At 42.5% G+C, this 24,744-nt stretch carries 19 protein-coding genes; 9 read left to right on the top strand and 10 right to left on the bottom strand.

Annotated features, from left to right (window positions below; all coding sequences use genetic code 11):
• Positions 1 to 744 precede the first annotated feature (744 nt).
• From IEV61_RS20195 to clpB, 4 genes are all read right to left on the bottom strand, one after another.
• On the bottom strand, positions 745 to 1,281 hold the full coding sequence (locus tag IEV61_RS20195) for a ferritin (protein ID WP_188418904.1): 537 nt from the start codon (positions 1,279 to 1,281) through the stop codon (positions 745 to 747).
• 216 nt (positions 1,282 to 1,497) lie between these two features.
• Positions 1,498 to 1,863 carry a hypothetical protein gene (locus tag IEV61_RS20190; protein ID WP_188418902.1) on the bottom strand — a complete coding sequence of 122 codons (366 nt, stop codon included), beginning with the start codon at positions 1,861 to 1,863 and terminating at the stop codon, positions 1,498 to 1,500.
• Between the two features lie 186 nt (positions 1,864 to 2,049).
• Positions 2,050 to 2,649, bottom strand: a complete 600-nt coding sequence (locus IEV61_RS20185; RefSeq protein ID WP_188418900.1) for a hypothetical protein — start codon at positions 2,647 to 2,649, stop codon at positions 2,050 to 2,052.
• Positions 2,650 to 2,979: 330 nt separating this feature from the next.
• Entirely contained in the window at positions 2,980 to 5,571 is a 2,592-nt protein-coding gene (gene clpB / locus IEV61_RS20180; RefSeq protein ID WP_188418898.1) for an ATP-dependent chaperone ClpB, read from the bottom strand.
• A gap of 289 nt (positions 5,572 to 5,860) precedes the next feature.
• Between clpB and IEV61_RS20175 the strand changes: the two genes are divergently transcribed.
• Positions 5,861 to 7,213 carry a sensor histidine kinase gene (locus IEV61_RS20175; protein ID WP_188418896.1) on the top strand — a complete coding sequence of 451 codons (1,353 nt, stop codon included), beginning with the start codon at positions 5,861 to 5,863 and terminating at the stop codon, positions 7,211 to 7,213.
• 417 nt (positions 7,214 to 7,630) lie between these two features.
• On the opposite strand, the gene IEV61_RS20170 is transcribed toward IEV61_RS20175, so the two are convergent.
• Positions 7,631 to 9,052: an ATP-dependent DNA helicase gene (locus IEV61_RS20170; RefSeq protein WP_188418894.1), complete on the bottom strand. Its 1,422-nt coding sequence runs from the start codon at positions 9,050 to 9,052 to the stop codon at positions 7,631 to 7,633.
• Between the two features lie 63 nt (positions 9,053 to 9,115).
• On the opposite strand from IEV61_RS20170, the gene IEV61_RS20165 reads away from it, so the two are divergent.
• Both IEV61_RS20165 and IEV61_RS20160 read left to right on the top strand, forming a co-directional pair.
• Entirely contained in the window at positions 9,116 to 9,934 is an 819-nt protein-coding gene (locus IEV61_RS20165; protein ID WP_188418893.1) for a DUF3822 family protein, read from the top strand.
• The gene (locus IEV61_RS20160) at positions 9,910 to 10,485 is read left to right on the top strand and encodes an RsmD family RNA methyltransferase (protein WP_188418891.1); all 576 of its coding nucleotides are present in this window, start codon (positions 9,910 to 9,912) and stop codon (positions 10,483 to 10,485) included. The genes IEV61_RS20165 and IEV61_RS20160 overlap by 25 nt, the downstream gene beginning before the upstream one ends.
• Before the next feature lie 699 nt (positions 10,486 to 11,184).
• Here IEV61_RS20160 and IEV61_RS20155 read toward each other — a convergent pair.
• Positions 11,185 to 11,757: a pentapeptide repeat-containing protein gene (locus IEV61_RS20155; RefSeq protein WP_188418889.1), complete on the bottom strand. Its 573-nt coding sequence runs from the start codon at positions 11,755 to 11,757 to the stop codon at positions 11,185 to 11,187.
• A 98-nt stretch (positions 11,758 to 11,855) separates the two neighbouring features.
• Here IEV61_RS20155 and coaD point away from each other — a divergent pair, with 98 nt between their 5' ends.
• On the top strand, positions 11,856 to 12,347 hold the full coding sequence (coaD, locus tag IEV61_RS20150; protein ID WP_188418887.1) for a pantetheine-phosphate adenylyltransferase: 492 nt from the start codon (positions 11,856 to 11,858) through the stop codon (positions 12,345 to 12,347).
• Here coaD and IEV61_RS20145 read toward each other — a convergent pair.
• On the bottom strand, positions 12,286 to 12,927 hold the full coding sequence (locus IEV61_RS20145) for an NUDIX hydrolase (RefSeq protein ID WP_188418885.1): 642 nt from the start codon (positions 12,925 to 12,927) through the stop codon (positions 12,286 to 12,288). The two genes, coaD and IEV61_RS20145, sit on opposite strands and share 62 nt — an antisense overlap.
• Between IEV61_RS20145 and pyrE the strand changes: the two genes are divergently transcribed.
• Positions 12,926 to 13,567, top strand: a complete 642-nt coding sequence (gene pyrE / locus IEV61_RS20140; RefSeq protein ID WP_188418883.1) for an orotate phosphoribosyltransferase — start codon at positions 12,926 to 12,928, stop codon at positions 13,565 to 13,567. The genes IEV61_RS20145 and pyrE overlap by 2 nt on opposite strands.
• Before the next feature lie 476 nt (positions 13,568 to 14,043).
• A complete protein-coding gene (locus tag IEV61_RS20135; RefSeq protein WP_188418881.1) occupies positions 14,044 to 15,669 on the top strand; it encodes an ABC-F family ATP-binding cassette domain-containing protein in 1,626 nt (541 codons plus the stop codon).
• 201 nt (positions 15,670 to 15,870) lie between these two features.
• Here IEV61_RS20135 and IEV61_RS20130 read toward each other — a convergent pair whose 3' ends face one another.
• From IEV61_RS20130 to IEV61_RS20120, 3 genes are all read right to left on the bottom strand, one after another.
• Positions 15,871 to 16,623, bottom strand: a complete 753-nt coding sequence (locus IEV61_RS20130) for a hypothetical protein (RefSeq protein ID WP_188418880.1) — start codon at positions 16,621 to 16,623, stop codon at positions 15,871 to 15,873.
• A gap of 750 nt (positions 16,624 to 17,373) precedes the next feature.
• Positions 17,374 to 18,588 carry a PepSY-associated TM helix domain-containing protein gene (locus tag IEV61_RS20125; RefSeq protein ID WP_188418878.1) on the bottom strand — a complete coding sequence of 405 codons (1,215 nt, stop codon included), beginning with the start codon at positions 18,586 to 18,588 and terminating at the stop codon, positions 17,374 to 17,376.
• 37 nt (positions 18,589 to 18,625) lie between these two features.
• Positions 18,626 to 20,953, bottom strand: coding sequence for a TonB-dependent receptor (locus IEV61_RS20120; RefSeq protein WP_229747230.1), 2,328 nt, complete (start codon positions 20,951 to 20,953; stop codon positions 18,626 to 18,628).
• 243 nt (positions 20,954 to 21,196) lie between these two features.
• On the opposite strand from IEV61_RS20120, the gene IEV61_RS20115 reads away from it, so the two are divergent.
• From IEV61_RS20115 to IEV61_RS20105, 3 genes are all read left to right on the top strand, one after another.
• A complete protein-coding gene (locus tag IEV61_RS20115; protein ID WP_188418876.1) occupies positions 21,197 to 21,541 on the top strand; it encodes a winged helix-turn-helix domain-containing protein in 345 nt (114 codons plus the stop codon).
• Between the two features lie 71 nt (positions 21,542 to 21,612).
• On the top strand, positions 21,613 to 23,610 hold the full coding sequence (locus IEV61_RS20110) for a TonB-dependent receptor plug domain-containing protein (RefSeq protein WP_188418874.1): 1,998 nt from the start codon (positions 21,613 to 21,615) through the stop codon (positions 23,608 to 23,610).
• A gap of 11 nt (positions 23,611 to 23,621) precedes the next feature.
• Positions 23,622 to 24,113, top strand: coding sequence for a molybdopterin-dependent oxidoreductase (locus IEV61_RS20105; protein ID WP_188418872.1), 492 nt, complete (start codon positions 23,622 to 23,624; stop codon positions 24,111 to 24,113).
• Positions 24,114 to 24,744 lie beyond the last annotated feature (631 nt).

The raw sequence follows: 24,744 nt of genomic DNA, 5'->3' as shown, positions 1-24,744 counted from the left end.
TCTTTTATGTAGTTCTTCACCCCGGCGCTCTATCCGTTTATCTCCGAACCTATCTCTGTAATCCGCATTCTGCATCCGCAAAAATACAGCTTATACTTGTGGGTACACCGTAGTCCCCGAGGAGGGAATTGAAACTCTTGTTTTTATAATACCTACCTGGGGAGGGGTGCGGTTGGATAGTGCGAGGGCAGGGAGGGGTTTGACACGCATGATTGGTGATTCGCTTTGAGAAAACCCTCCCTGCCCTCCCTAGGGAGGGAACTAATCTCTTGTTTTTATAATTCCTTCCTTGGGGAGGGGTGCGGTTGGATAGTGCGAGGGCAGGGAGGGGTTTGACACGCATGATTGGTGATCCGCTTTGAGAAACCCCTCCCTGCCCTCCCTAGGGAGGGAATTGAAACAAGACATAAGAGAAAAGTAGCGTTGTTCGGCAACACTACTACCAAAAAAAAGCGTAGGCCCGCCAGCGCACCCGGCCGGGAGTTGGCCATGCGGGCAAAGGCAGGGATTGCGATGGCTTGGTCTTTTTGCTACTTTTGTGGCTAAGACAAAAGTAGTAGCCTCTCGCGGCAATGAGCGAGACGAAGTGAGCACTAAATAAAGTTTAAAACGCACTAAACCGAGCTAATCAGCACCTAACTATTCGAACAAGATTTCTCGCTATCGTTCGAAATGACAGGAAATTAATTTCACGAAAAAAGCCGATACATTACTGCATCGGCTTTTGTAACTTTATAATTTCTATTAACCTGCGGCTTCGCTGTCGTATTTAATTTTGTTAACGTGCTTATCAATTTCCCAGCGACCGGTACCTTCTTCGCCAATAACCTCGAACAATTCGAGTGCGCGGCGGGCTTTATATTCTTCTTCGCGTTGTTCTTTAAAGAACCAATTCAGGAACTCGAAAGTAACAAAGTCCTGCTCACGCATACAGGTAGCAGCAATGTTTTTGAAAGATTGGGTAATAGCTATTTCTGCTTCCAGGGCATCTTCAAATACCTCGCGGAAAGCGGTAAACTCCTGTTTAATGCCTGTAATTTCGGGCGATACGGCGTTACCACCCATATCGAGCACATATTTAAATAATTTTAACTGATGATAGCGTTCTTCTTCGGCCTGTTTAGCAAAATAATCGGCCGAGTAATCGAACCCGTTACGGTTACACCACGACGACATGGCCAGGTACAACGATGAAGAATGAGCCTCTTTTTTTATCTGTTGGTTTAAAAGTGTTTCGATGTCTTCAGACAATAGACACTTAATGCGCATGATATCTTTCATAAATTTACAGTTTAAGCTGTACGTATAACAATACATACAATAATAGTGCTATAAATGTTACTAACAGTATTTATACGCAATATGAAATAAGTCTAATTAAGAGAGGGAGAAAAGACTCCAGAGTAAAGAATCAAGAATACAGAAATTAACATGAGTATATGTTGAAGATAGCAAATTGTGGCGCTTATCTGGATTCTTGAATCTATATTCTATAATCTAACAAACTACCCTGCTCAGCCTGTCGTGCAGGATCTGGTTGAGTTCGAGCATGGCGAAGGTACCTTCTAATAAGTCTTTAAGAGAGATGATCTGTAAGAGGTTTAAGAAATAGCAATGATTACAGGCGCAGATGAACACCATTTCTATTTCGGGTGCCTTGCTGCTGTCGAGCAGGGCGGCTTCGATGTCAACGCGGTAAATTGATTTTTTGAGTTTTAATAAACCGCGGTAATCGAACCGTACCAGTTTACCGGCAAAATCAATATACCAGCAGCATTCGCGGTCGTTTTGATACACAGTGCCCGCTTTGGTGTTAAACACCTCGGTGAAATTAGTAGCAATTGCAGTTTTTACCCCAGTCATATCTTACTCAGGCAAATATAAGACTATTTAGAAGCAGTCCAAATACTATTAAGAAATTTATGAACCCGTCATTGCGGGGTATGAAGCAATCCCTACTTAAAAAGGCACCAATTTAGCTATAGTGGATCGCTTTACCTCCTAAATGAGAATCCCCTGCGGAAAACGAAAGTATCAGTTTACTTACAGTTACCACTCTAAACCGGCAATATCAAATTCCATTATTTCTGTTTTATTTCCCGCAGGAGGTATTGCAACTATCGATTTATCACGGTGATTGGTAATTACTTCACCGGCTGAATTGGCAATAAACTCGGCTTCGATTAAAAGTTTTTTAGATTTTTTTAGCTTGGTTATGAAAGTTGTAGCGGAGTCTATAAAAACAATGCCGCCGCTTCCACCTTCTGTTCCAGAACACGTATATTCTTCTGGCTTTTGACTATCAAATCTTACTCTAATCGAAATCTCATCATCATCAGTATAAAATCTACCATTGTAATTTGATTTTAAGGGGTGAGTAACGGATACCATCACTTCATTAACGTTATTTTTTTTGCGGATAGTTAACTCTGGACTAACAGCATTTTCAGATTTTCTATAGTAACCAAAGTACAACCTGTCATCACTATATGTTGTCGCGAAATAAACAGTATCTGAAGTCATTCTATCTTCTGTTTTATCATATTTCCAGTTCGTTTCCTCGTCTTCCTCAGTACTTGATGAGTTAGTATCTACATCACATGAAGATGTTATTAAGATAATTGCAAATAAGATAAAATACAGCTTCATAATGCCACCTAAGATAATATTTCAGGTTGTTTTTTCAATAAAATAATACTTAAACTGTAAAAGCATAAAAACACACATTTAGTTCGTGTAATACTCTCGTGAAAAATCAGCAGCGCTAATTTAATCAGAACACTGGGTAACCGCTGATAACCCACATAACACATCATTGCGATTGACGAAGCGACCTGTGAATAGAAAAGTCACCAATGTACCTGTCATTTAAGACTGCTACGTTCCTCTAAATGGCAAGTGGTCTAAAACAAAAAAGGGAGCCACATCAAATGCAGCTCCCTTGTATATATAATGACTCCTTAACCGGAGGACGAGCCTTTACTCGTTCAGGAATACGAACTGGTTATCGAACATATCCAGTTTGATCTTGCTGTCGCGGTCTACCTTGCCGGCCAGTATTTGTTTACTCAACTCGTTCAGGATCTTTTTCTGAACTACCCTTTTGAGCGGGCGGGCGCCGTATTGCGGGTCGTAACCCAGTTGGGCCAGCCAGTCTAAAGCTTCATCAGTGGCTTCTATCTGGATACCCATTTCATCGAGCGTGTGTTGCAAGCCTTTAAACTGCAGTTTCACAATTTCGGCAATCTCGTTACGGCCCAGCGGCGTAAACATAATGATCTCATCTATACGGTTCAAAAACTCCGGACGGATGGTTTTTTGCAGCAACTCGAACAACTGGGTCTTGGTTTTAGCCATTACCTCTTCCTTATCGCTCTCTTCAAAACCCTGGAAGTTTTCCTGGATAATATGCGAGCCAATGTTGGAGGTCATGATAATGATGGTATTCTTAAAGTTTACCACGCGGCCTTTGTTATCGGTTAAGCGGCCATCATCCAGCACTTGCAACAGGATGTTGAACACATCGGGATGTGCCTTTTCTATCTCATCCAGCAAGATAACGCTGTAAGGTTTGCGGCGCACGGCTTCGGTTAATTGTCCGCCCTCATCGTAACCCACGTAGCCCGGAGGGGCACCAATTAAGCGGCTCACGGCGTGGCGTTCCTGGTACTCCGACATATCTATCCGTACCAATGATTGCTCATCGTTAAACAAGTACTCGGCCAGTGCTTTAGCCAGCTCGGTTTTACCAACACCGGTAGTTCCTAAAAAGATGAACGAACCCAAAGGCTTTCTTTTATCCTGTAAACCGGCACGGCTACGGCGTATAGCATCGCTAATGGCTTCAATGGCTTCTTCCTGACCGGCCACGCGTTTATGCAGTTCATCTTCCAGGCTCAGCAATTTCTCGCGCTCGCTTTGAATCATTTTAGTAACCGGGATGCCTGTCCAGCGGGAAACCACACCTGCAATATCATCGGCGGTAACTTCTTCTTTCAGCATGCGGCTGTCTGCCTGGTTCTCTAACAGGGCGGCTTTCAGCTTTTCTACCTCAGTTTCGGTATCTTTTATTCGACCGTAGCGTAACTCGGCTACCTTGCCATAATCGCCTGCACGTTCGGCCTGTTCAGCTTCTTGCTTATAGTTTTCTATAGCTTCAATTTTGAGGTTGATGCCGTCTACCAAATCTTTTTCGCTCTGCCATTTGGCACGCAGCGAATCGCGATCGGCAGATAAGTTGGCAATTACCTCGCTTAACTCGTTCACCTTGCGGTCGTCGTTTTCGCGTTTAATAGCCTCGCGCTCAATTTCAAGCTGCATAATACGGCGTTCCAGCTCGTCTACCGCTTCGGGTACGGAATTCATTTCCATGCGCAGTTTTGAGGCGGCTTCATCCATTAAGTCGATGGCTTTATCGGGTAAGAACCTGTCGGCTATATACCGTTGCGACATTTCTACCGAAGCTATAATGGCTTCATCTTTAATCCGCACTTTGTGGTGGGCTTCATACCGCTCCTTCAAGCCTCGCAGAATAGAAATGGCATCGGCAGCATCAGGCTCTTCTACCATTACACGTTGAAAGCGGCGTTCCAGGGCTTTATCCTTTTCTATATATTTCTGGTACTCGTTAAGCGTAGTGGCACCAATGGCGCGCAGTTCGCCGCGGGCCAGGGCAGGTTTTAAAATATTGGCAGCATCCATAGCGCCTTCGCCCCCACCGGCACCTACCAGCGTGTGTATCTCATCAATAAAGAGAATGATCTCCCCGTCGCTTTTGATAACCTCGCTAATGACCGCTTTCAGGCGTTCTTCAAACTCACCTTTGTATTTGGCACCGGCTACCAGCGCACCCATATCTAAGGAGTACACGGTTTTAGTTTTTAAATTTTCAGGTGCATCACCTTTAATGATACGGAAAGCAATACCCTCGGCAATAGCGGTTTTACCCACGCCCGGCTCGCCTACCAGTACCGGGTTGTTCTTGGTACGGCGGCTCAGGATCTGGATCACCCTGCGGATCTCTTCGTCGCGACCTATAACCGGGTCCAGCTTGCCCGATTCGGCGTACTCGTTCAGGTTACGGGCATATTTATTGAGCGAGTTGTAGGTAGCTTCGGCGTTTTGGCCGGTTACTTTGGCATCGCCACGCAGACTGTTAATGGCACTTTTGAGGTCCTTTTCATTAACGCCGTAATCTTTTAAGGCGCTGCTTACTTTATCATTTACTGATAAAAGTCCCAGCAAAATATGTTCTACGGATACAAACTCGTCTTTAAATTCTTTTAAATAGTTTTGCGCTTTTTGCAGGGCGGTATTGGTGTTAGACGAGAAGTAAATATTACTGCCGCTCACCTTTGGAAAAGCCTCTATCTGGGCATCCAGCGTACTGTTTAAACGACTGATATTTACGTTCAGCTTTTTTAATAAATAACTGATCACGTTTTCATCAACCAGTAACAAGCCTTTCAGCAAATGGGCGGTTTCTATAGCCTGCTGCTGATTACCGGTTGCTATTTCAGAAGCCTTCTGTACGGCTTCCTGGGCTTTGATGGTAAAGTTGTTAAAATTCATGATACTATAGCTTATTCAAACTACTTGCCACAACACTTTTAATGAAAAAAAGTCAGGCAAAAACAATCTTAAGCGCCATTTTGTCCAATTTATATAGTTCCAATACTCCATTAATGGCTGATGTAACCGTACGAACAGATGACCGGTTGATCAGCGAAGCCGGCACTATTTTCCGTAAACAACAACACTGATTAATAACCAGTTAAATAATGTAGAAATTTATCACATAAGGCTTAAAGTTATTCCTCATTTGTTTAAAACCATTAATTTTGAATTATAACTATTGCCCTTGAACACTTATTATTTTAAAAGTATTCCGCCTGATTACCGCACTGGTCATCAGAAATATTACATGCTCCAAAACCTCCATACGGCGCGGGCGGCGTGTATCCTGTTCTTTATTTTGAATGTAATGATCCGCATAGGCGTTATGGTATTGCCTTCCGGATTAACGCGTATTCACAATTACCCGGAATTTAACTTAGCGAATTTGGCTTGCCTGTGCATTACCCCTATTTTCTACCTAGTTGGCCGGCAGCTCATGGCAAACTATCTTAAAAAGAATACAAGCACCGGCCTTTCGCTTTTTTATATCGTATTGTTTTGCATATACCTGCTGGCCTGCGGCATGCTGTTCAACTTTATAGCCACTTCCGATCCTTCGCACAGCATTATTATTTACCTGGTAGCGCTTATTGCCGTGGCTGCGGTGTACACGCTGGAGTACCAGGAAACGCTGCTGCTTACCGTTGTTAACATGGTTATGTTTACGCTTCTCCTACTATATGTACAGGCCGACCCTACCGAAATTTTGTACAGTGAGTTGTTACTTGCTGTTCTATCGGGCATCTTCTTCTTTATATCGCGCCATATCTACACTTACCGGGCCGACCAATACCTGCAATACCGTATCATCAAAGAAAAAAACGGAGCAATTGAGAAAGCCGGCGCCTTTAAAAACGATGTACTGGGCATGGTTGCTCATGACCTGCGTAACCCTATTGCAGCCATACAATCAATAGCACTGCTTACTGAAATGGACGAAATTGATGAAGACACGCAGGAAAACATGGATATGATCAAAGCGTCGTGCCATAAGGCATTAGCCATTATTAACGATTTGCTGGAAGTGGCCCGCAACGATAACAGCGACACCATGCCCAAAGAGCAGGTTAACCTGAACAATTTTTTAGCCGATATGGTACAGGTTTGGCAGCGGGTAAGCGATTTTACAAACCCTTTAACCTTAACCGCCCCGCCATACCCGGTTTTTGCCGAAATTAATAAGGAAAAATTTCACCGCGTAATTGATAACCTCATTAGCAACGCAGCCAAATTTTCGAAAGCTACCGCGCCTATTGAGCTTACCGTAAACACTGAAAGTGCTCATATTTTAGTTACGGTAAAAGATCAGGGTATGGGTATACCCGAAACAATGCTGCCGCAGATATTCGACCGGTTTTCTAAAGCAGGGCGTAAAGGCTTGAAAGGCGAAAAATCGACCGGGTTGGGCTTGAGCATTTCGCAGCAGATTGTAGAGAAACATAACGGGCGTATTGAAGTGGAAAGTGAGGAAGGCAAAGGCTCGGTGTTTACCATAAAGCTGCCGCAGCTAATTAACCAGGATACACTAACTGCCTAAACTGGATGTTCTGTTTTGTCCTCAAACTTCCCCTCAATGGGCACACTGTGTAAATTAGTGTACAACAGGCGTTTTTGCCTTTTTAATCATTTAGCAAGCATAAGATTTATTAATTATACATAATACATTAATGAGTTAAATTATTTACCAATTTGGAAATTACCTATATTTTGGTAAAGTAATTGTAAAGCAGGTGTACAGTATTGTGTATTAATTAACCAATTATTTGTTAAGTTATGAAACAGGTATTTACAACAGTTGCTGCATTTGTTGCAGTATTGTACTTAGTAGTAGTAGTATTTTTCCAAATTAAAGACCCTCATTATTGAAGGACAGATTTAATTTGCAAGAACCTTACCTGAAAAAGCATTTATTAAATAGAGAGTTTAATAAATGCTTTTTTAGTTTCTGCATAAGCTATTCTTCAGGCGCCATATAAAACTTCTCGTTAAAGTTCACTAAGTACAGCTCGGTTGTTGCCCGTGTGCAAGCAGTATAAAACCAGCGTAAAAAATCGGTGTTCAACATTTCGTCGGTGATGTAGCCCTGGTCTACAAATACCGCTTCCCATTGCCCTCCCTGCGCCTTATGGCAGGTTACCGCGTAGGCAAACTTAATTTGCAGCGCATTATAATAAGGGTTCTTTTTTAACTCGTTCAACTTATCGCGCCGGTTAGGAATGTGCTCGTAATCTTTCATTACTTCCAGGTAAAACCGTTTTTGATCTATCGACTGTAAGGCAGGCGCATCAGCGTATAAAGCATCCAACAGTACTTTACAATCAATTACCGGGTCTTCGGCATAATCTATAAACTCCAGTTGCACATCGGCAAAGCGAAAGCCGTACAATTCTTCAAAACGGCGCACTTTTTTAATACGGGCAATATCGCCGTTGGCAATAAAGCCGGTGCTGTCTTCTTCATGTTCCTGCAACCAAAAGTAATTATTACGTACCACCATAATCTGGTCGCCGCCGGTAAGTTCTTCTTCGCGCATTAATATACGGTTGCGTATTTGCCGGTTGTAGAGGTTGGCGTTTTTGTTGGAACGACATATAACTAAAGAGCTATCGTGTCCGTATTTTTGGTAAGCATAATTCAGGCCCTCTTCCAGGCGTTCGCCCGTCATGCGGTAAACGTCTTTGTAGCCCTTGGTCACAATTTGCGGATAGGTTTCCTGCTCCAGGCGTATGAGGTCGCGCACAGCGGTTACGTTGTATAATATGCCCGAGTCTTTTTGCTGCCGCAAAACGTCGGTTAGTTCATAACTAAACACATGCAGGCCAAATTGCTCATGTAACAGCGGACCGTCGAGCGCTGGGCTATGGTCAGAACCTACGGGCGGCAGCTGCGCGGTATCACCCACCAGCATCAGCTTACAGTTCTTCATGTTGTACACGTAGTCTATCAAATCCTTAAGCAGGGTCTCGTAGTTGTTGCCGCTAATGCTATCTGAGATCATGGATGCTTCATCCACAATAAATAGCGTATCCTCGGCCATGTTGGTGGCCAGCATAAAAGATTCATCCACGTTCATGGCCGATTTTTTACGGTAGATGCGCTTGTGTATGGTATAAGCCTTCCGGCCCGAATAAGCCGTAATTACCTTGGCAGCCCGGCCTGTTGGGGCCAGTAAAACCGATTTTAAATTGTAACTGCGCAATGCTTTTACCAGGGCGCTAAGGATGGTGGTTTTACCCGTACCAGCGTAACCTTTGAGCAAAAAACACTCGTATCCCTCATTACTCTGCAAAAAAGTATGGAGGCGGCCAAACAGCTCCTGTTGCTGAGGTGCAGGCTGGTGCGGAAAGGCTTTACTGATCTGTTCGGACTGGGACATAGTGTTTTTGAAACTACAGGCATAACAAAACAATGAAAAAATAGTTACTTTTGCGCATCACTCATGAACGATACTTTATATCATTACATTGACCCTGGCTTTAGCCACACGGCTGTCGGTAATTATACATTATTGTTACTGCTTGGCCACGCTAGCTATAATTTGGCAATAATGCAGGGGCAGCAGTTAATGGTGTGGCGTAAAACCGCACCGCTGAGCGAATTAACACAGCCCGGCAGCGAGGTACAGGAAGTGCTTGATTTTAATTACCACGATGTAGTTACCGGTATAAGCAGCCCCTGGTTTACCTTAGTACCCGAAGAATTATTTGATACCGTTACAGCAACTGAGGCCGCCCGCTATTTGGATGTAAGCATTGCCGACAGTGTATTTGCCCAGCCGCTCGACGAGTATAACCAGGTCATATTTAAAGCTAATGAAGAATTAAGCACTGCAGCCGCACGTTACGACCTGCAAAAGGTAGTTTTTGCAGCTTCGGGCTGGATACAGACCATTGCCGCCAACGCGCCCTCAGAACACCAAGTGTTTTTACAGGTATTTGATGACCGTTTTGACCTGGCCTATTTCAGGCAGGAAAAGTTGCATTTGTACAATACCTTTGAGTATACCCACGAAGATGAACTGGCCTACTACACCGTGTTTGCCTGCCAGCAATTAAAACTCGATCTGTCTTTGATCACCGTAGTATTAAGCGGTGCGGTTGAAACAGACGACCAGCGTTTTAGTCCGCTGTTGAACGATATGTTTAAGGCGATTGAAATAACGCCGCTGCGTGTGGCCAACATACCTCAAACTTTGCCTGCCCACCAGTTGCTGGCCCTTACTGCCCTACCGCTATGCGCATCATTGGCGGACGCTTAAAAGGCTTGCGGCTTAACCCGCCTAAAAACCTACCTGTAAGGCCCACTACCGATCTGGCCAAAGAAGCCCTGTTTAACATTTTGCAAAACCAGATAGACCTGGAAGGCTTAAAGATACTCGATCTTTTTTGTGGTACAGGCAACCTGGCGCTGGAGTTTGCATCGCGCTATGCCCAAAGCGTTACCGCGGTAGACCGCAGCATCCATTGCGTTAATTATGTAAAAGATACGGCCCGTCAGCATGGGCTTACCCAAATAAATACTTTTAAGGCCGATGTATTTAAATACCTGGAGATAGAAACCGAGCAGTACGACCTTATTTTTGCCGACCCTCCGTACGACCTTAACCGTATTCCCGAACTGCCTAAAATTGTTTTTGATAAAAACCTGTTGCTGCCCGGCGGTATGCTCATTGTAGAACACCAAAGCATGCAAAACCTGAGCAACCACCCCAACTTTACCGTGCAAAGGCGCTACGGCCATTCGTCATTCTCATTTTTTGAGATGAAGGAGGAAGAAGGTGCGGAGAGCAAGGATCAAAGTGCGGAGTAAATTTAACTGCTTTCATTTCGCGGCTAACGAAAAATCCTGTTACTCTATGCTTGTATGTTACTTTGCAATTTGAACAGTATCTCTCACTATCGTTCGAGATGACAAGATGAATGTCAATTAATAAAAACCCAACCTGTCATTTCGAGTGTTAACGAGAAATCCCATTACTCCCTGCCTGTATATTACTTTGCAATTTGAACAGGATCTCTCACTTTCGTTCGAGATGACAAGATGAATGTCAATTAACAAAACCCAACATGTCATTTCGAATGCTAACGAGAAATCCTGTTACTCCATGCCTGTATGTTACTTTGCAATTTGAACAAGATCTCTCACTATCGTTCGAGATGAAAAGGTGAGTATTCTATTAATCAAAACCTAACCTGTCATTTCGAGTGCTAACGAGAAATCCTGTTACTCTACGCCTGTATATTACTTTGCAATTCGAACAAGATCTCTCACTATCGTTCGAGATGACAAAACGAATGTCAATTAACCAAACCTAACCTGTCATTTCGAATATTAACGAAAAATCCTGTTACTCCATGCTTGTATATTACTTTGCAACTTGAACAAGATTTCTCACTATCGTTCAAAATGACAAGTTTTTTAAGTTGTTATTGTGAGGGTTGCAACCTCACATGTTTAGATAATCATCCTTGCGGGCTGCAACTTCGTTATCACATTGGCTTTATATTCCTAAACTATCTTTAGCTGATGTTTCAATAATAGTCCGGCTAATCCCTCAGCTGATAAAACAGCCTTCTTCATGGTGTTGATCTCGGGATCGATGGTGTAATTATAAGCGGTAGCAAAGTTAACGCTGCTGAGATCGCTGCGGTTAAATAGGGTGCCCGATAGATCGCATTGTTCAAATTTAGAACCTGTTAAAATAGTTTGCACAAAGCTGGTCTCTTTCAAAGAACATTTCACAAAATTGGTCTTCGCCATTTTCTTACCGCTAAAAGAGGCAAAGTCGATGATGCAGTTCTCAAAAGCTACGCTGAACAAAAAATCGCTGCACTCATGAAAATTAACGCCCAGTATTTTGCAGTCTTTAAACGTTACGCTTTGCAGGGAGGTATTGCCTACTTTTAACATGGAAAGATTACAGCCCTCAAAAACACAATCGATAAACTTACTGCCCGAAAACTCACTGTTGGAAAGGTCGCACTGCTTAAAAGTGCAATCCTGAAACTCGCGCCCCCTGATGAGTTCGCCGGTGTAAACTACTTTCTCAAAGGTTTTATTTTCGTGTATCAGTTGCTGCATAATGCTTGGCAAGGTAAAGTATGGTTGCCGGGGGTGTTGAAGTTCGGAAACAAAAATCAGAAATTAAATATAACTTTGCTATAAGCTAATTAACCTATATGAAGATTGCTCTGTTCCCCGGCTCGTTCGACCCTATTACCAAAGCGCACGTAGATATCGTAAAGCGGTCGTTAAGCTTGTTCGACAAGTTGTACATAGGCATTGGGGTAAACAGCTCGAAGCAAAGTTTTTTAAGTATTGAACAACGGCAGGAAATGCTGCGTGCGGTATTTGAGTTGGAACCTAAAATACACATTATTGCCTACGAGGGCTTAACGGTAGATTTTTGCCGGAGCATAAACGCAGGTTACATGATTCGCGGTATACGTACGGTATCTGACTTTGAATATGAAAAGGCCATTGCGCAAATGAACCACGCCCTGGCCCCCGATATTGAAAGCATATTTATTGTAAGTAAACCAGGCTACTCCTCCATTAGCTCTACCATTGTGCGCGAAGTATTACGGCACAACGGCGATGTAAGCCAGTTTATTCCGAAAGAGGCGCTGGAATATCTGAAAGCAAATCACGTTTCAACAACACGTCCATAATAGAAGGGAACGTATTTCCTGCCACCAGGTCAATATCCTTGCGGCCCATCCAGCGTACATCGGTTATGCCTTCCTCTATTTGGGGTTTTAATTTGGCTTTGCCTTTATACTTCATTTTGTACCAGTGCGTTTTCTTGAGCACCACCTCGCCTTTAATGGTATAAACGTGGTAGGTGTTCACTATTTTTTTACCGCACTCGTCAATAGCTATACCACATTCTTCTTCCACCTCGCGTACGGCACCTTCTTTGGGCTTCTCCCCTTTTTCGAGTTTCCCTTTAGGCAGATCCCACTTACCATTGCGGAAAATGAACAGGTAATCTTTTTTGTTGTTCTTTACCAACCCGCCGGCTGCCTCAATAAGCGTAGTGCTTTTCATCACTTTTTTAAGAAAAGCCTTGGCATCATCGCACAAAACGTAATAGTACAACTTTGGATTGTTTCCTATTATTTTATTGTACAACGTTTTCAAATCAAACGATTGCTGGTCAAGCTGTTCGTACATTTCAACCTGTGCAGGGGCCGATTCTGTGATCAAAACCACCTTTTGGTTGATATAAATTCTGTATTTTAGTGCCATGTTTAATAAAAATGAGATTGAACAGCAAGTGGCTGAATTCCTGTTGCAAATTAAAGCAATTAAATTACAACCCGACAATCCTTTTACATGGGCTTCGGGATGGAAATCACCCATATACTGCGATAATCGTGTTACGTTGTCTTATCCGGCCATCCGTACCTACATCCGTCAAAAACTAAGCCTCGTAATTCAGGAAGAATTTGGCTCGGTAGGTTGCATTGCAGGTGTGGCCACTGCCGGTATACCGCAGGGTGCCCTGGTAGCCCAGGAGTTAGGCTTACCGTTTATATATGTTCGCTCTAAACCTAAAGAGCATGGTACAGGCAATATGATCGAAGGCGAAATTATGCCCGGTCAGCGTATTGTGGTTATTGAAGATTTGATCTCTACCGGAAAAAGCAGCTTACAGGCCGTTGATGCCCTGCGCACAGCCGGTTACGAAGTGGCCGGCCTGGCGGCTATATTCAGCTACGGTTTCGATGTAGCCGAAGAAAACTTTAAAAAAGCCAAGTGCCGTTACATTACCCTCTCAAACTACAATGCCATGCTGAAGTTTGCCGAAGAAAAGCAATATATTAACATCAAAAGCATGGACCTGCTACAACAGTGGCGTGCTAACCCTGCCGAGTGGGGACGCTAAATTTATAGATTTTAACAGAATAAAAAAACGGGCATGGTTATAGCAACCAGGCCCGTTGAATGTTTTTATAGATCGACGCAATACCAGTTTAACTGCATGCGTTTGGAAGATGAATTAAATAACTTTTTTGCTCTGAGCGTTGTAACCTGCAACTATTACATTTACAACTATTAATCCTACGATAACTGCTAACATAACTTGTATCTTTTATACATAGTTAAACGCAAATAGTGCTCCATTAGTTCGGAAAAGGCCTTTTTCAAAACACTTTTCCATTTATTTCAGCAATATTCCTAACTGCTATAAAAGTTCATAACAAAACTTAAACGGCGTTATAAAATTGAAATTCATTTCTTCGTAAACGTGTCTTTCATTAGCCCCCCAAAAATGGGGAATACTGTCGAATTACTTGCCCAAAGCGCGTAATTGTGGCATTTTTACCGTATTTTTGCACAATATATTTTTACAGGGACGGCATGATTACAGTTTCCAATTTATCATTGCGCTATGGAAAGCGCACCTTATTTGAAGATGTAAATCTTAAATTTACGCAAGGCAACTGCTATGGCATTATTGGCGCTAACGGTGCAGGTAAATCTACTTTTCTGAAAATTCTTTCGGGCGAAATTGACCCAAGTACAGGTTCGGTAAGTTTTACACCAGGCGAGCGTATGGCCGTGTTAAAACAAAACCACTACGAGTTTGATGAGTTCCCGGTAATAGAAACGGTATTAATGGGGCACAAAGAGCTTTATGATACCATGAAAGAAAAAGATGCCATTTACCTGAAAGAAGATTTTACAGATGCCGATGGCGAACGTGCCGGTGAGCTTGAAAACATTTTTGCCGAAATGGATGGCTGGAACGCCGAAAGCAATGCCGCTACCCTACTGAGCAACCTGGGCATTAAAGAAGACTCACATTATAAATTGCTGAAGGAACTGGACGCCACGCAAAAAGTACGTGTGTTATTAGCGCAGGCCCTTTTTGGCAAACCCGATATTTTGCTACTGGATGAGCCAACCAACGATTTGGACATTCATACCATTAGCTGGCTGGAAGATTTCCTGGCCGGTTATGAGGCTATTGTGCTCGTCGTATCGCACGACAGGCACTTTTTAGATACCGTGTGTACACACGTGGTGGATATTGACTTTAGTAAGCTTACGATATATACAGGCAACTATACCTTCTGGTACCAATCGAGCCAGCTGGCTTTAAAACAACGTTCTGACCAGAACAAGAAGCTTGAAGAGAAAGTAAAAGAGTTACAGGAATTCATTAGCCGCTTTAGCGCCAATGCTTCCAAATCAAAACAGGCAACCAGCCGTAAAAAAGCGCTGGATAAAATTAACCTGGATGAGATCAAACCATCTAACCGTAAGTACCCGGCTATTATGTTTAACCAGCAAAGCCGCGAAGCCGGTGACCAGATCTTGCAGGTTGAAAACTTGAGCAAGACACTGAACGGTGAGGTTTTATTCAAGAACGTTAATTTCATGATAGGTAAAGGTGACAAGGTTGCTGTATTGTCGCAAAACAGTTTAGCTACCAATGCATTTTACGATATTTTAACCGGCCGCGATACCGATTTTACTGGTAGCTTTAAATGGGGCGTTACCATTAATCCGGCAGATATTCCGGCAGATAATGCCGATTATTTTAAAGGCAAGGACGAGAACCTGATAGACTGGTTGCGCGAATATGCAACCGGCGATAAGGACGAGCAGTTTATCCGCAGCTTTTTAGGCCGTATGTTGTTTTCGGGCGAGGAAGTATTGAAGAAAGCGACCGTATTATCGGGTGGTGAAAAAATGCGTTGCATGTTTAGCCGCATGATGCTGCAACAGCCCAACGTGCTGCTGTTTGACGAACCTACCAATCACCTGGACCTGGAATCGATCACGGCATTGAACAATGGCATGAAAGATTTTAAAGGCACTATCCTGTTCACCTCGCGAGATCATGAACTGACCGAAACCGTGGCAACCCGTGTAGTAGAGCTTACCCCTTCCGGTCAAATAGATAAAATGATGAATTATGATGACTACATAAACAACGACGCCGTACAAAAGCAACGCGAAGAGTTGTACGCTATGTAATAAATAATAACAGATCAGGGTTTATAGTCATCCTTATAAACCCTGATCTATTTATAGGTTTGTATTAATCCCCTCACGATACCTCCACCTTAGCATAGCCTCAAATATGTTTTTCCTCATTGTGTATCGAAAAAACCCGGTATAATGAGGAATTGCAAAGTAAGAAACGAGTCTCAATGCAAACCAATGTTAGCTGTAGTTTCACTCATCAAAGGATACATATTTTTCAATAAGTGTCTTAATTGTTATGTGACTGTTTTTTAACAATTCAGAGTTTACTGTCCCATTTCTTGTTGTTCTGAAATTAAACTCAATTCCACTTATTTTCGCCTTTGCTTCTTTATATTCTGCCTTTGAAACTTTAAAGCTTCCGTTACTTTTTATTTTTATAATTTTCTCATCTTTCTTAGTCGCAGAAGTCACATTGGGTTCTGTTTGTTCTGTCATGCCAATAAATACCGACAGTTCGTCAATATCAATTAGGCCGTGCCATTTAATTACAAAATCATCCTTTAAGTTTCCTGCTTCCTTACATTCTATATTTTCGGGTTTTTCTTCTGCCAATGCATTAACCGAACCTAAAAAATATTTTTTTCCATCTGTTAATTTTATCTCAACGTTATACTTTTCTTTCACCGGAACATTTAAAAAAACATATCTCGATTCGTTGGTATAATAAAGTCCTTGTTTGTGAGTCAGCTTTTCTTCAATACCGTTTACAAAAATCAGGATGGAATCATTGCTAATTCTATTCCCATCGTTATCAAGTAATGCTACTGCTACTGAATTATCGAGTTTGTCGGTTGGACTTTGATTGATTTCTATTCTTGCATATATTAATGACAGCTTATCCAATTTTCCATTTGATAAATCTGATGTACAAGAACTTATACCTAATAAGATAAGGAATAAATATAAAACACCATGATTTGCTACCCCTTTTAAGTCTACCATTATATTATTTATAATTATTGCTTAAATCTTCGGTTCTTGTATTCGAGCGATTAGCCAAAGCATAATTTAATATGATAATAGTACGATTAAAAATACTTCTATCAAATTTCGCCCCTGCTGAAAATGTACGTATAGTAGGAATGCTTAAATTGATGATAGTCACTTTTATTTAACCCGGTTAATCTGTTCGCAAATTCTGAGGAGAAACTTTGGTAACGGATGAACATGGCCAACCTAAATTTACCTACAAGGAATCAAAAGACATATTAGGGAATGTTACAAAGGTTGTAACAGATGGGCAAGGCAAACAAATTCTATCGGTAAAAGGCTTCACAGATATTTTTGGGAATGATACAAATACTGTGACTACCGAATTGGACCAAGACGCCGTGGATTCATTGATGGGATTCTTCATTGATAAATAAAAATTATTCGTAATTTCATAAAGAAGGCGGCTATTTGAAGATGTTGCGATGAAATACATTAAGGGTGTAAAGAATTACTCACATCTAAAAACAAGTTATCACTAAATGGCCTATCTCCTCCACTGGAGGCATTTTGCTAAACGTTACATTTTTAAGAGTTCACCAATCTTATAGAGTAATGCTCAATAAAATCAATTCCTAAACAAGAAGAACGCAATGTCGCAAGCGGCCTAACTCCTGTCAGGAAGATCTATTGATAATAAATTTTGAAAGCATCAAAAGATATAAGCAGTGACTATAATGAATACTTATCACAATTCAAAGCTTAGTTAGTCTCCCTCATCTTTCTTTTGCTACGCCCCCATTTACGGTTATACCAAATAATAAACCCGGTTATGGGCATGCTCGCGCCTATTATACACGCAAAAAATGCCATGATCTTGGTGGGCAGCCCCAATATCTGCCCGGTATGTATATCAAAATTCATACGGAATAATTTTTCGCCCGCTGATAATTTCTCATAGGGTTGTTGATGTTGCATAACAGGGGGCAGTACTTGCATTGTATTTTGGTCAAAGTAATTTACAGCTCTATTGTACAGCAAAGTACCGTCGCCAAAATATACAGTGGTTTCGTAAGCAAACGATGATTTTTGAGGTATATTAATGGATATACTGCCAAACGCACCGTCATACTTCATCATCAATTTATTCCAAACCACGTCTTCCGGATGCGCGAACCTGCCTTGGCTCACTGTATTGTCAGATACTGAATCAATCTGTTTTTCTGATAAGGTTTTCCACGTCAGTACTTGATAAGCGCCTTTTTTAAACCATTCGAACGAGAAAAATATGCCAGACAACGTCAACGCCAACACAAACAGCACGGCGTAAAAACCAATAACATTGTGAATATCAATATTAAGTCTTTTCCATTTTGCCCGCCATTTCACCGTAAACGAGTCTTTTACGGCTTTCTTGGTCCACTTTGTTGGATACCACCATATTAAACCGGTTATCATAGTAATCACAAATATAATACAGGCCGAACCAACCACCGGACTTCCAATTTTTTTTGGCAGCCATAAAAACCTATGCCCCGCCCTTACGAACAAGAAAAATTCATCGGCCGCACTTTGTTCGCGTTGATCTTTTAGAACTTCACCCGTATATGGATTTAAATATATTTCCGCTTGCTGATGCTTTGGCAAGTCAAAATTCAGGGTTACAGACCGACCCGGTTTCCAATATTTTAGACTGGTTAAAGTATCGTTTGTAATATGCTGTGTTTTAAAATACGCTCTTGATCGCGCTACCAATTGCGATGGAGGCAGGTATGGCTTATGCTGTGCCTTAACAAACCAATGCTTTTCGGTATATCGCCAAACTTCGTAGCGCCACACCCATAAACCACCGGTAAAGCATACTATGAATACAATAATGCCTGATGTTAAACCCAGCCATAGGTGCAGCCACTCGGACACTTTACGAAAGTTGGATTTTTTTGCTTTTGAGCTTCTTTTTTTAATTGCAGTAAGCATAATAACAGTAAAAGGGGAGGTAATCCCTCCCCTATAATTAAAATCTGAATGATAAACTTGCCATTACGTTTCTTGGCGCCTGTGAGTTACCGCCAATGTCCCAATACTTCTTACTGGAAATATTATTAAGTTTGACACCCAGCCTCCACTTGCTTTGATCGTAAAACACGGTACCACTGTAAACCGTGTAAGAAGGCATGTAGAAAGTATTATCAGCCGTAAAAAAGTTTTTATCGGCGTAATTAGCCCCAAAACCAAATCCCAAACCTTTCAGCCTGTTTTGCAAGGTATAAGTGGCCCAAAAATTAGCAACATTCTCCGGAGAAGTGGTGGCTTTATTACCTTCGATAGCGGCGTTAGATGATTTTACAATACGGTTATCATTATAGGCATAGCCCGCAACAATACTTAAACCAGCAACCGGATTTCCGGTCACTTCAAAATCAATACCTTTACTTCTTTGCTTACCGTCCTGCACCGTGAAATTTGCCTCCGTGCGAGTAGCATTGTCGATATCAATATTATAATAACTCGCGGTAATGCTTAATTTCCTATTTAAAAGTTCGGCTTTTACCCCACCTTCATACTGAACGGCATATACAGGGTCAAGCACAAGTACACTACCATCTGGTTGTGTTACCGGGGCAAGATTTTGAAAGCCGTTCATATAATTTCCAAAAAGGGAAACCTGATCTTTAACTACCTGATATACCAAGCCTAATTTAGGTGAAAGGGCCGTTTGCTTATAGCCCGCTGTATTACCCACTTTTTTTCGTTCAAATCTGTCTACACGTAAGCTTAACATGGCCGATAGTCTATCGGTTACGTTAATTACGTCAGAGGCATAGGCGCTCAGCGTTTGCTGGTCTGCAATAGCTGTAGTGTATAGCGGCATTATGGCGTCAACCGCTTTCCTTCTGATAGGTGCAAAGTTTGAAGTTACGTTGATGGTATCAAGTGTAACCACATTTCCACCCGCCCTGCGGCTACCATCGTAGTACCTGTAATTTATTCCGCCTAAAAAATTATGTTTGATGCCGCCCGTTGAAAACTTGCCATTAAAGTTTTGCTGCAGGTTGATAAAGTTATTGGATATTGGCCCCCACATGCCAACCTGCCTAACCGCCCGGGTTGGCGAAAGCCAATTGGCATAGGATTGATAACTGTAATCCACATCTTCACCCACAAATGAAAACAAGGTAGTTGATTTCCAGTTGCCCGAGATTATATATTCTGCCTGTGCGAAGAATTTGGAAGCAGACGTTTTACCATTGTTGTCATCGTGGAACATGGATGTGGTATAGTCCAGTTGAAGCTCCGCCGGTGTTCTTAACCCGGAAGCTGCTGTATAGGTGTTATAAGTACGACGGGTATTTTTGGCATTAAAAAACTCCGCATCAAAATGAAAAGTTAGTTTATCTGAAGACTTATAAATCAGGCTTGGAGCGATAGTATAAGTATTGTTAAAGCCATAGTTTAAAAAGCTGGCTTCTCTATTTGAAGCGAGGTTAACTCTGAACAAAACTGTTTTGTCTTTATCAAGCGGCGTATTCACATCAGCAGTAAGCCGGTTCAGATTATAGCTGCCTGCTGTATAAGAAACTTCTACGCTGGTGGTATCGAAAGGTTTTTTGGTCACTAAGTTCACCACACCGCCAAACGAGGAAACCGCAGAACCAAACAACGTTCCTGAAGGGCCTTTTAACACTTCTATCCGTTCCACATTTGAAATATCGAGTGATGAACGGCTGGCTGATGTTTCCATACCATTTCTGGCATTAACACCACTTATAAAGCCTCTGAAAGCGATACCAACGCCACCCGCAGGGAAAGTATAGGCTACCGCACCGGGTGTATTCTGAACGGCATTTACGATATCAATGGAAATCTGCTGCTTTAAGAGCTCTTTGCTTATTACGGTATAAACTTGCGGATTTTCCAGGTTTTTCAAAGGCATGCGTGCTACGTAATCGCTTTTCTTATCGGCTAAAGTTTTTACTCTGCCCGATGAAATACTCACCGCTTCTAATTGCTTTGATGTTTCCATCATTACAAAATCCAAGCGAGTATGTTGTCCTGCCGTCAAAGTCACTTCTTTGTTCTGGCTCTCCAGGCTTAAATACTTAGTGGTGATGATTTGTGTGCCTGCCTGAACACGGTTAAAGCGATATTCTCCGCGGTCATTTGTTGAGGTAACTAACTTTAAACCAGTAACAGATACGGTAACACCTTCTAACAGTTGACCGTCGGCAGTTTTAATAGTTCCGCTTACAGAAGCAGTATTTTGTGCCAGTGCTTGAACTGTAAACAGCGTAAGCGCTGTAAGGATCATGCTAAATGATAAATTGGATAGAGTTTTCTTCATGCTAATACGTTTAAAGGCGCAAAGATATAATTATTTAGAATTAAACTAAATAAGAATAAAGGATTGTTTTGTGCCCAACATCTCACTCAAGCGTTCCATAAGTAAATAACCTAACTATTTGGCCACCAAGTGGAGCCTTTCTGAAGATTTTGCTGTCGTCTATTCTAATTGATGACTAATCTCTAAGTAATAGTAGAAAAATCAGTCTCCTGTATATAACACAATAGTTATAATTGTAGGATAATGACAGAACTAAAGACTGAATTTACAGGTAAGCTATACTTAGAAGTCAAAGGTGAACGGGTTATTGGCCCTGGGCGTGTGGAACTGCTGGAGCGGATCCAGGAATCCGGCTCGATCAGGCAAGCTGCTTTGCAAATGAAAATGTCTTACCGGCAGGCATGGCAATTTATTGATCATATGAATACACATCTGGGAGAACCGGTAATTGTCTCCTCACGCGGCGGAAAAGGTGGCGGTAAAGCGGCAATTACTCCAAAAGGACTTGAAGTGATTGCGCTGTTTAAAGCGTTTCATGCCGAGTTTCAGCAGTTCTTAAGAAATAAAAACTCGCAGACTGAATTTTAATCTCTTCCATCTTAATTATAACAATTACCTTCGTTTCGTTATACACCATAAGGAATAACGAACAAATGCATATGAACAAAACTTTACTTGCTTTATCGATCGGCTTGATCGCAAGTGTGGGGATTAAAGCACAAACAAGAGACACCAGTAACCGGACCTTTCACTTGGGCGAGGTGGTGATTAAAGGTTACCACGACACCCTGCGTGCCGACAAACTTAATGGCTCGACAATCAGCAAATTTAACCGGTTGGACGTATCCCATGCCTTGAATTTATTATCCGGCATTACACTTTCAGCAGTTGGCCCGCGTAACGAATCGGCCGTAAATGTGCGCGGCTTCGATTTACGCCAAGTTCCGATTTACCTGGACGGCATGCCGTTGTATGTTCCTTATGACGGCTATGTGGATCTGGCTCGGTACACTACTTTTAACCTGGCACAAATACAAGTAGCCAAAGGTTACTCCTCCGTATTGTACGGCCCAAATGCAGAAGGCGGCGCAATCAACCTCATTACACGCAAGCCGGCAAATCATTTTGAGGCCAACGTGGTTGCCGGATGGCTAAGCGGCGGCTACCGGTTAAATACAAACATTGGCGGCAGGGTCGATAAATTTTATTACCAGGTATCCGCGTCGCAATTAAAGCAAAACTGGTTTCCGCTATCGAAGGACTTTGTGGCTACCCGCACTGAAAATGGCCGACATCGTGATAACAGCTACCGCAATGATGTTGGCGTAAGCGGAAAAGTTGGATTTACCCCGACCGAAAATCAGGAATACGCCGTAGGTTATAGTTACCAGCGCGGTAAAAAGGGAACGCCTGTTTACACTGGTACAGATACCCAAAATTCACTGTTCAAAAATCCGAGGTACTGGAAATGGCCTAACTGGGATACGCAGAGCTTATACTTTTTGAGTAACAACAAGCTGGATAGCCATAACATCATCAAAACACGCTGGTATTATAACACCTTCAAAAACGAGTTGGACAGTTATGATGATGCTACTTATACTAACATTACCAGGCCCTACGCTTTCCGGAGCCTGTACAATGATTATACCTTAGGTGCAAGTGCAATTTTCGAGAACACCTCCGTTCAAAACAACAACTTCAGTATTGCCGCGCATTACAAAAAGGATGTGCATAAGGAATACAATGTTGGCGAGCCAAGTCGTCGCAGTGCGGATAATAATTTAACTTTTGGCCTGGAAGACACTTACCAGCTTACCCATAAATTGAAAGCCAATGCCGGTATCAGTTTGATGAGTCGCACGAGTGACGGCGCAGAGCAATATAACAGTACTACCAAGTTAGTGTCTGATCTGCCTTATAACAGCAATATTGCCTGGAACCTGCAGGGTCTATTACAATATGACCTGAATGCCAGTAATGTGATCTCCGTTTCGGTAGCGCGTAAGACCCGCTTTGCAACCATCAAAGACCGCTACTCTTACCGGCTGGGCACTGCCATTCCGAACCCGGACCTGAAAGCAGAAAATGCACTAAATTACGACCTTACCTATCGTGGCAACATAGCCGGAAAACTGTCGGTAACCGCATCAGGCTTTTACAGCAAGATCAACAACAGCATCCAAACAGTAAACAATGTAACCACCGATGCGGTAACAGGCACCAGGCTGGCACAAGTACAAAACGTAGGAAAAGCTGAGTATTATGGATTTGAAGCCGGTTTGGGTTACCAGTTACTAAGCAACCTGAGGGCCGATGCCAATTACACACACCTTATCCGTAATAACCTAAGCGCCCCTGCCATTTTCTTTACCGACGTTCCGCGCGATAAGGTCTTCGCTTCGGTAGAATACCGTCCTATAGCCAAACTTTACCTGTTGGCCTCTGAAGAGTACAATTCAAAACGTTTCAGCACCAGCTACGGCACGCAGGCAGGCAGCTTTTATTTAACTAATGCTAAAGCACATATCGAACTAATGAAAGGCTTTTCCTTAGAGGGCGGCGTGAACAATGTATTTGATAGGAACTACCAGTTGGTGGAAGGCTTCCCGGAAATGGGCCGGAACTACTTCGCCAACCTGACCTTCAATTATTAAAACAACGCAATATGAAAAAGATATTAGTGCTTCTCTACCTTATTGCAAGTGCATCCCTATCAGCGATGGCACAAAGTGAAGAAGTAGCCATTGGCGGCGATGTGGCCAAACCATTCAAAATCAATGCTTCCAACTTTGCCGAGATGAAACAGGTAAGTATAAAAGTAAAATCGAATGATGGCAAGGAGCACGAGTACACGGGCGTAGCCTTGTTTGATATACTGACTAAAGCAGAAGCAGTGCCCAATAACCAGTTACGGGGTAAATCATTAACCAAGTATGTGCTGGTATCGGCCGCCGATGGTTACCAGGTGGTAATCGCGCTGCCCGAAATAGATCCGGCATTTACCGACCAAACGGTGATATTGGCTAATAAGCAAGACGGTGAAGACCTCGCTGCCAATTACGGCCCTTATCGTTTGATTGTGCCGCGTGATAAAAAGCCTGCACGCAGCGCCATGCGGGTAATCAGCATTGATGTGCTGACTGCTAAAAAGCCTTAACGTTATATCTACGTAACACAATACAAGAAGCACCAATTAAACAGCCGGTGCTTTTTTAATGGTTATTAAACCGCCTGTCGTTGATCAGATCGACATCGGTGAGCGTTTTCAAAAAAAGCGATCACTTGCACTTTCTGTTCTTCAGTTAAAGCAATTCCTAACCGGCCGTTTTTCTGAAATTCCTTATCCAGGTTGGCATGTTGCTTCATACCCGCCTGCGTAATGCGTTAAAACTTGTTTAAGTGAATAAAAACGGCCGTCGTGCATGTAAGGTCCGGTTATTTCTACATTCCTCAAAGACGGCACCCTAAATTTACCAATATCTGTTTTGCGGTGCGTGAGGCTGTCTCTGCCACGATCAGTTGAAGTGACCTCCAGGCCATTGTTGCGGATAGATTGATCGGTAAATAGGTATCTATTTTAGCTGCCCTTTACGCCCGTTGTCTTAAAAATATCCACCAAAATCTGATTCCCTCACCAGAGAAATCTGTTAGTTTGAGACAAAGTCTATAGTAATTTCCTTCCAACTAAAAACAGAGGTTAGAGATTCACCCTACCGCACCTAAAAAAAGACCATCAGCGTGGCGAAGCGAGGTCAGCCCGGCGGAATGAAAATGAAGTGTGGTAGTAC

This window comes from Mucilaginibacter galii, assembly GCF_014635825.1.
Classification (GTDB): Bacteria; Bacteroidota; Bacteroidia; order Sphingobacteriales; family Sphingobacteriaceae; genus Mucilaginibacter; species Mucilaginibacter galii.
This window is presented reverse-complemented; position numbering and strand designations above follow the sequence as displayed.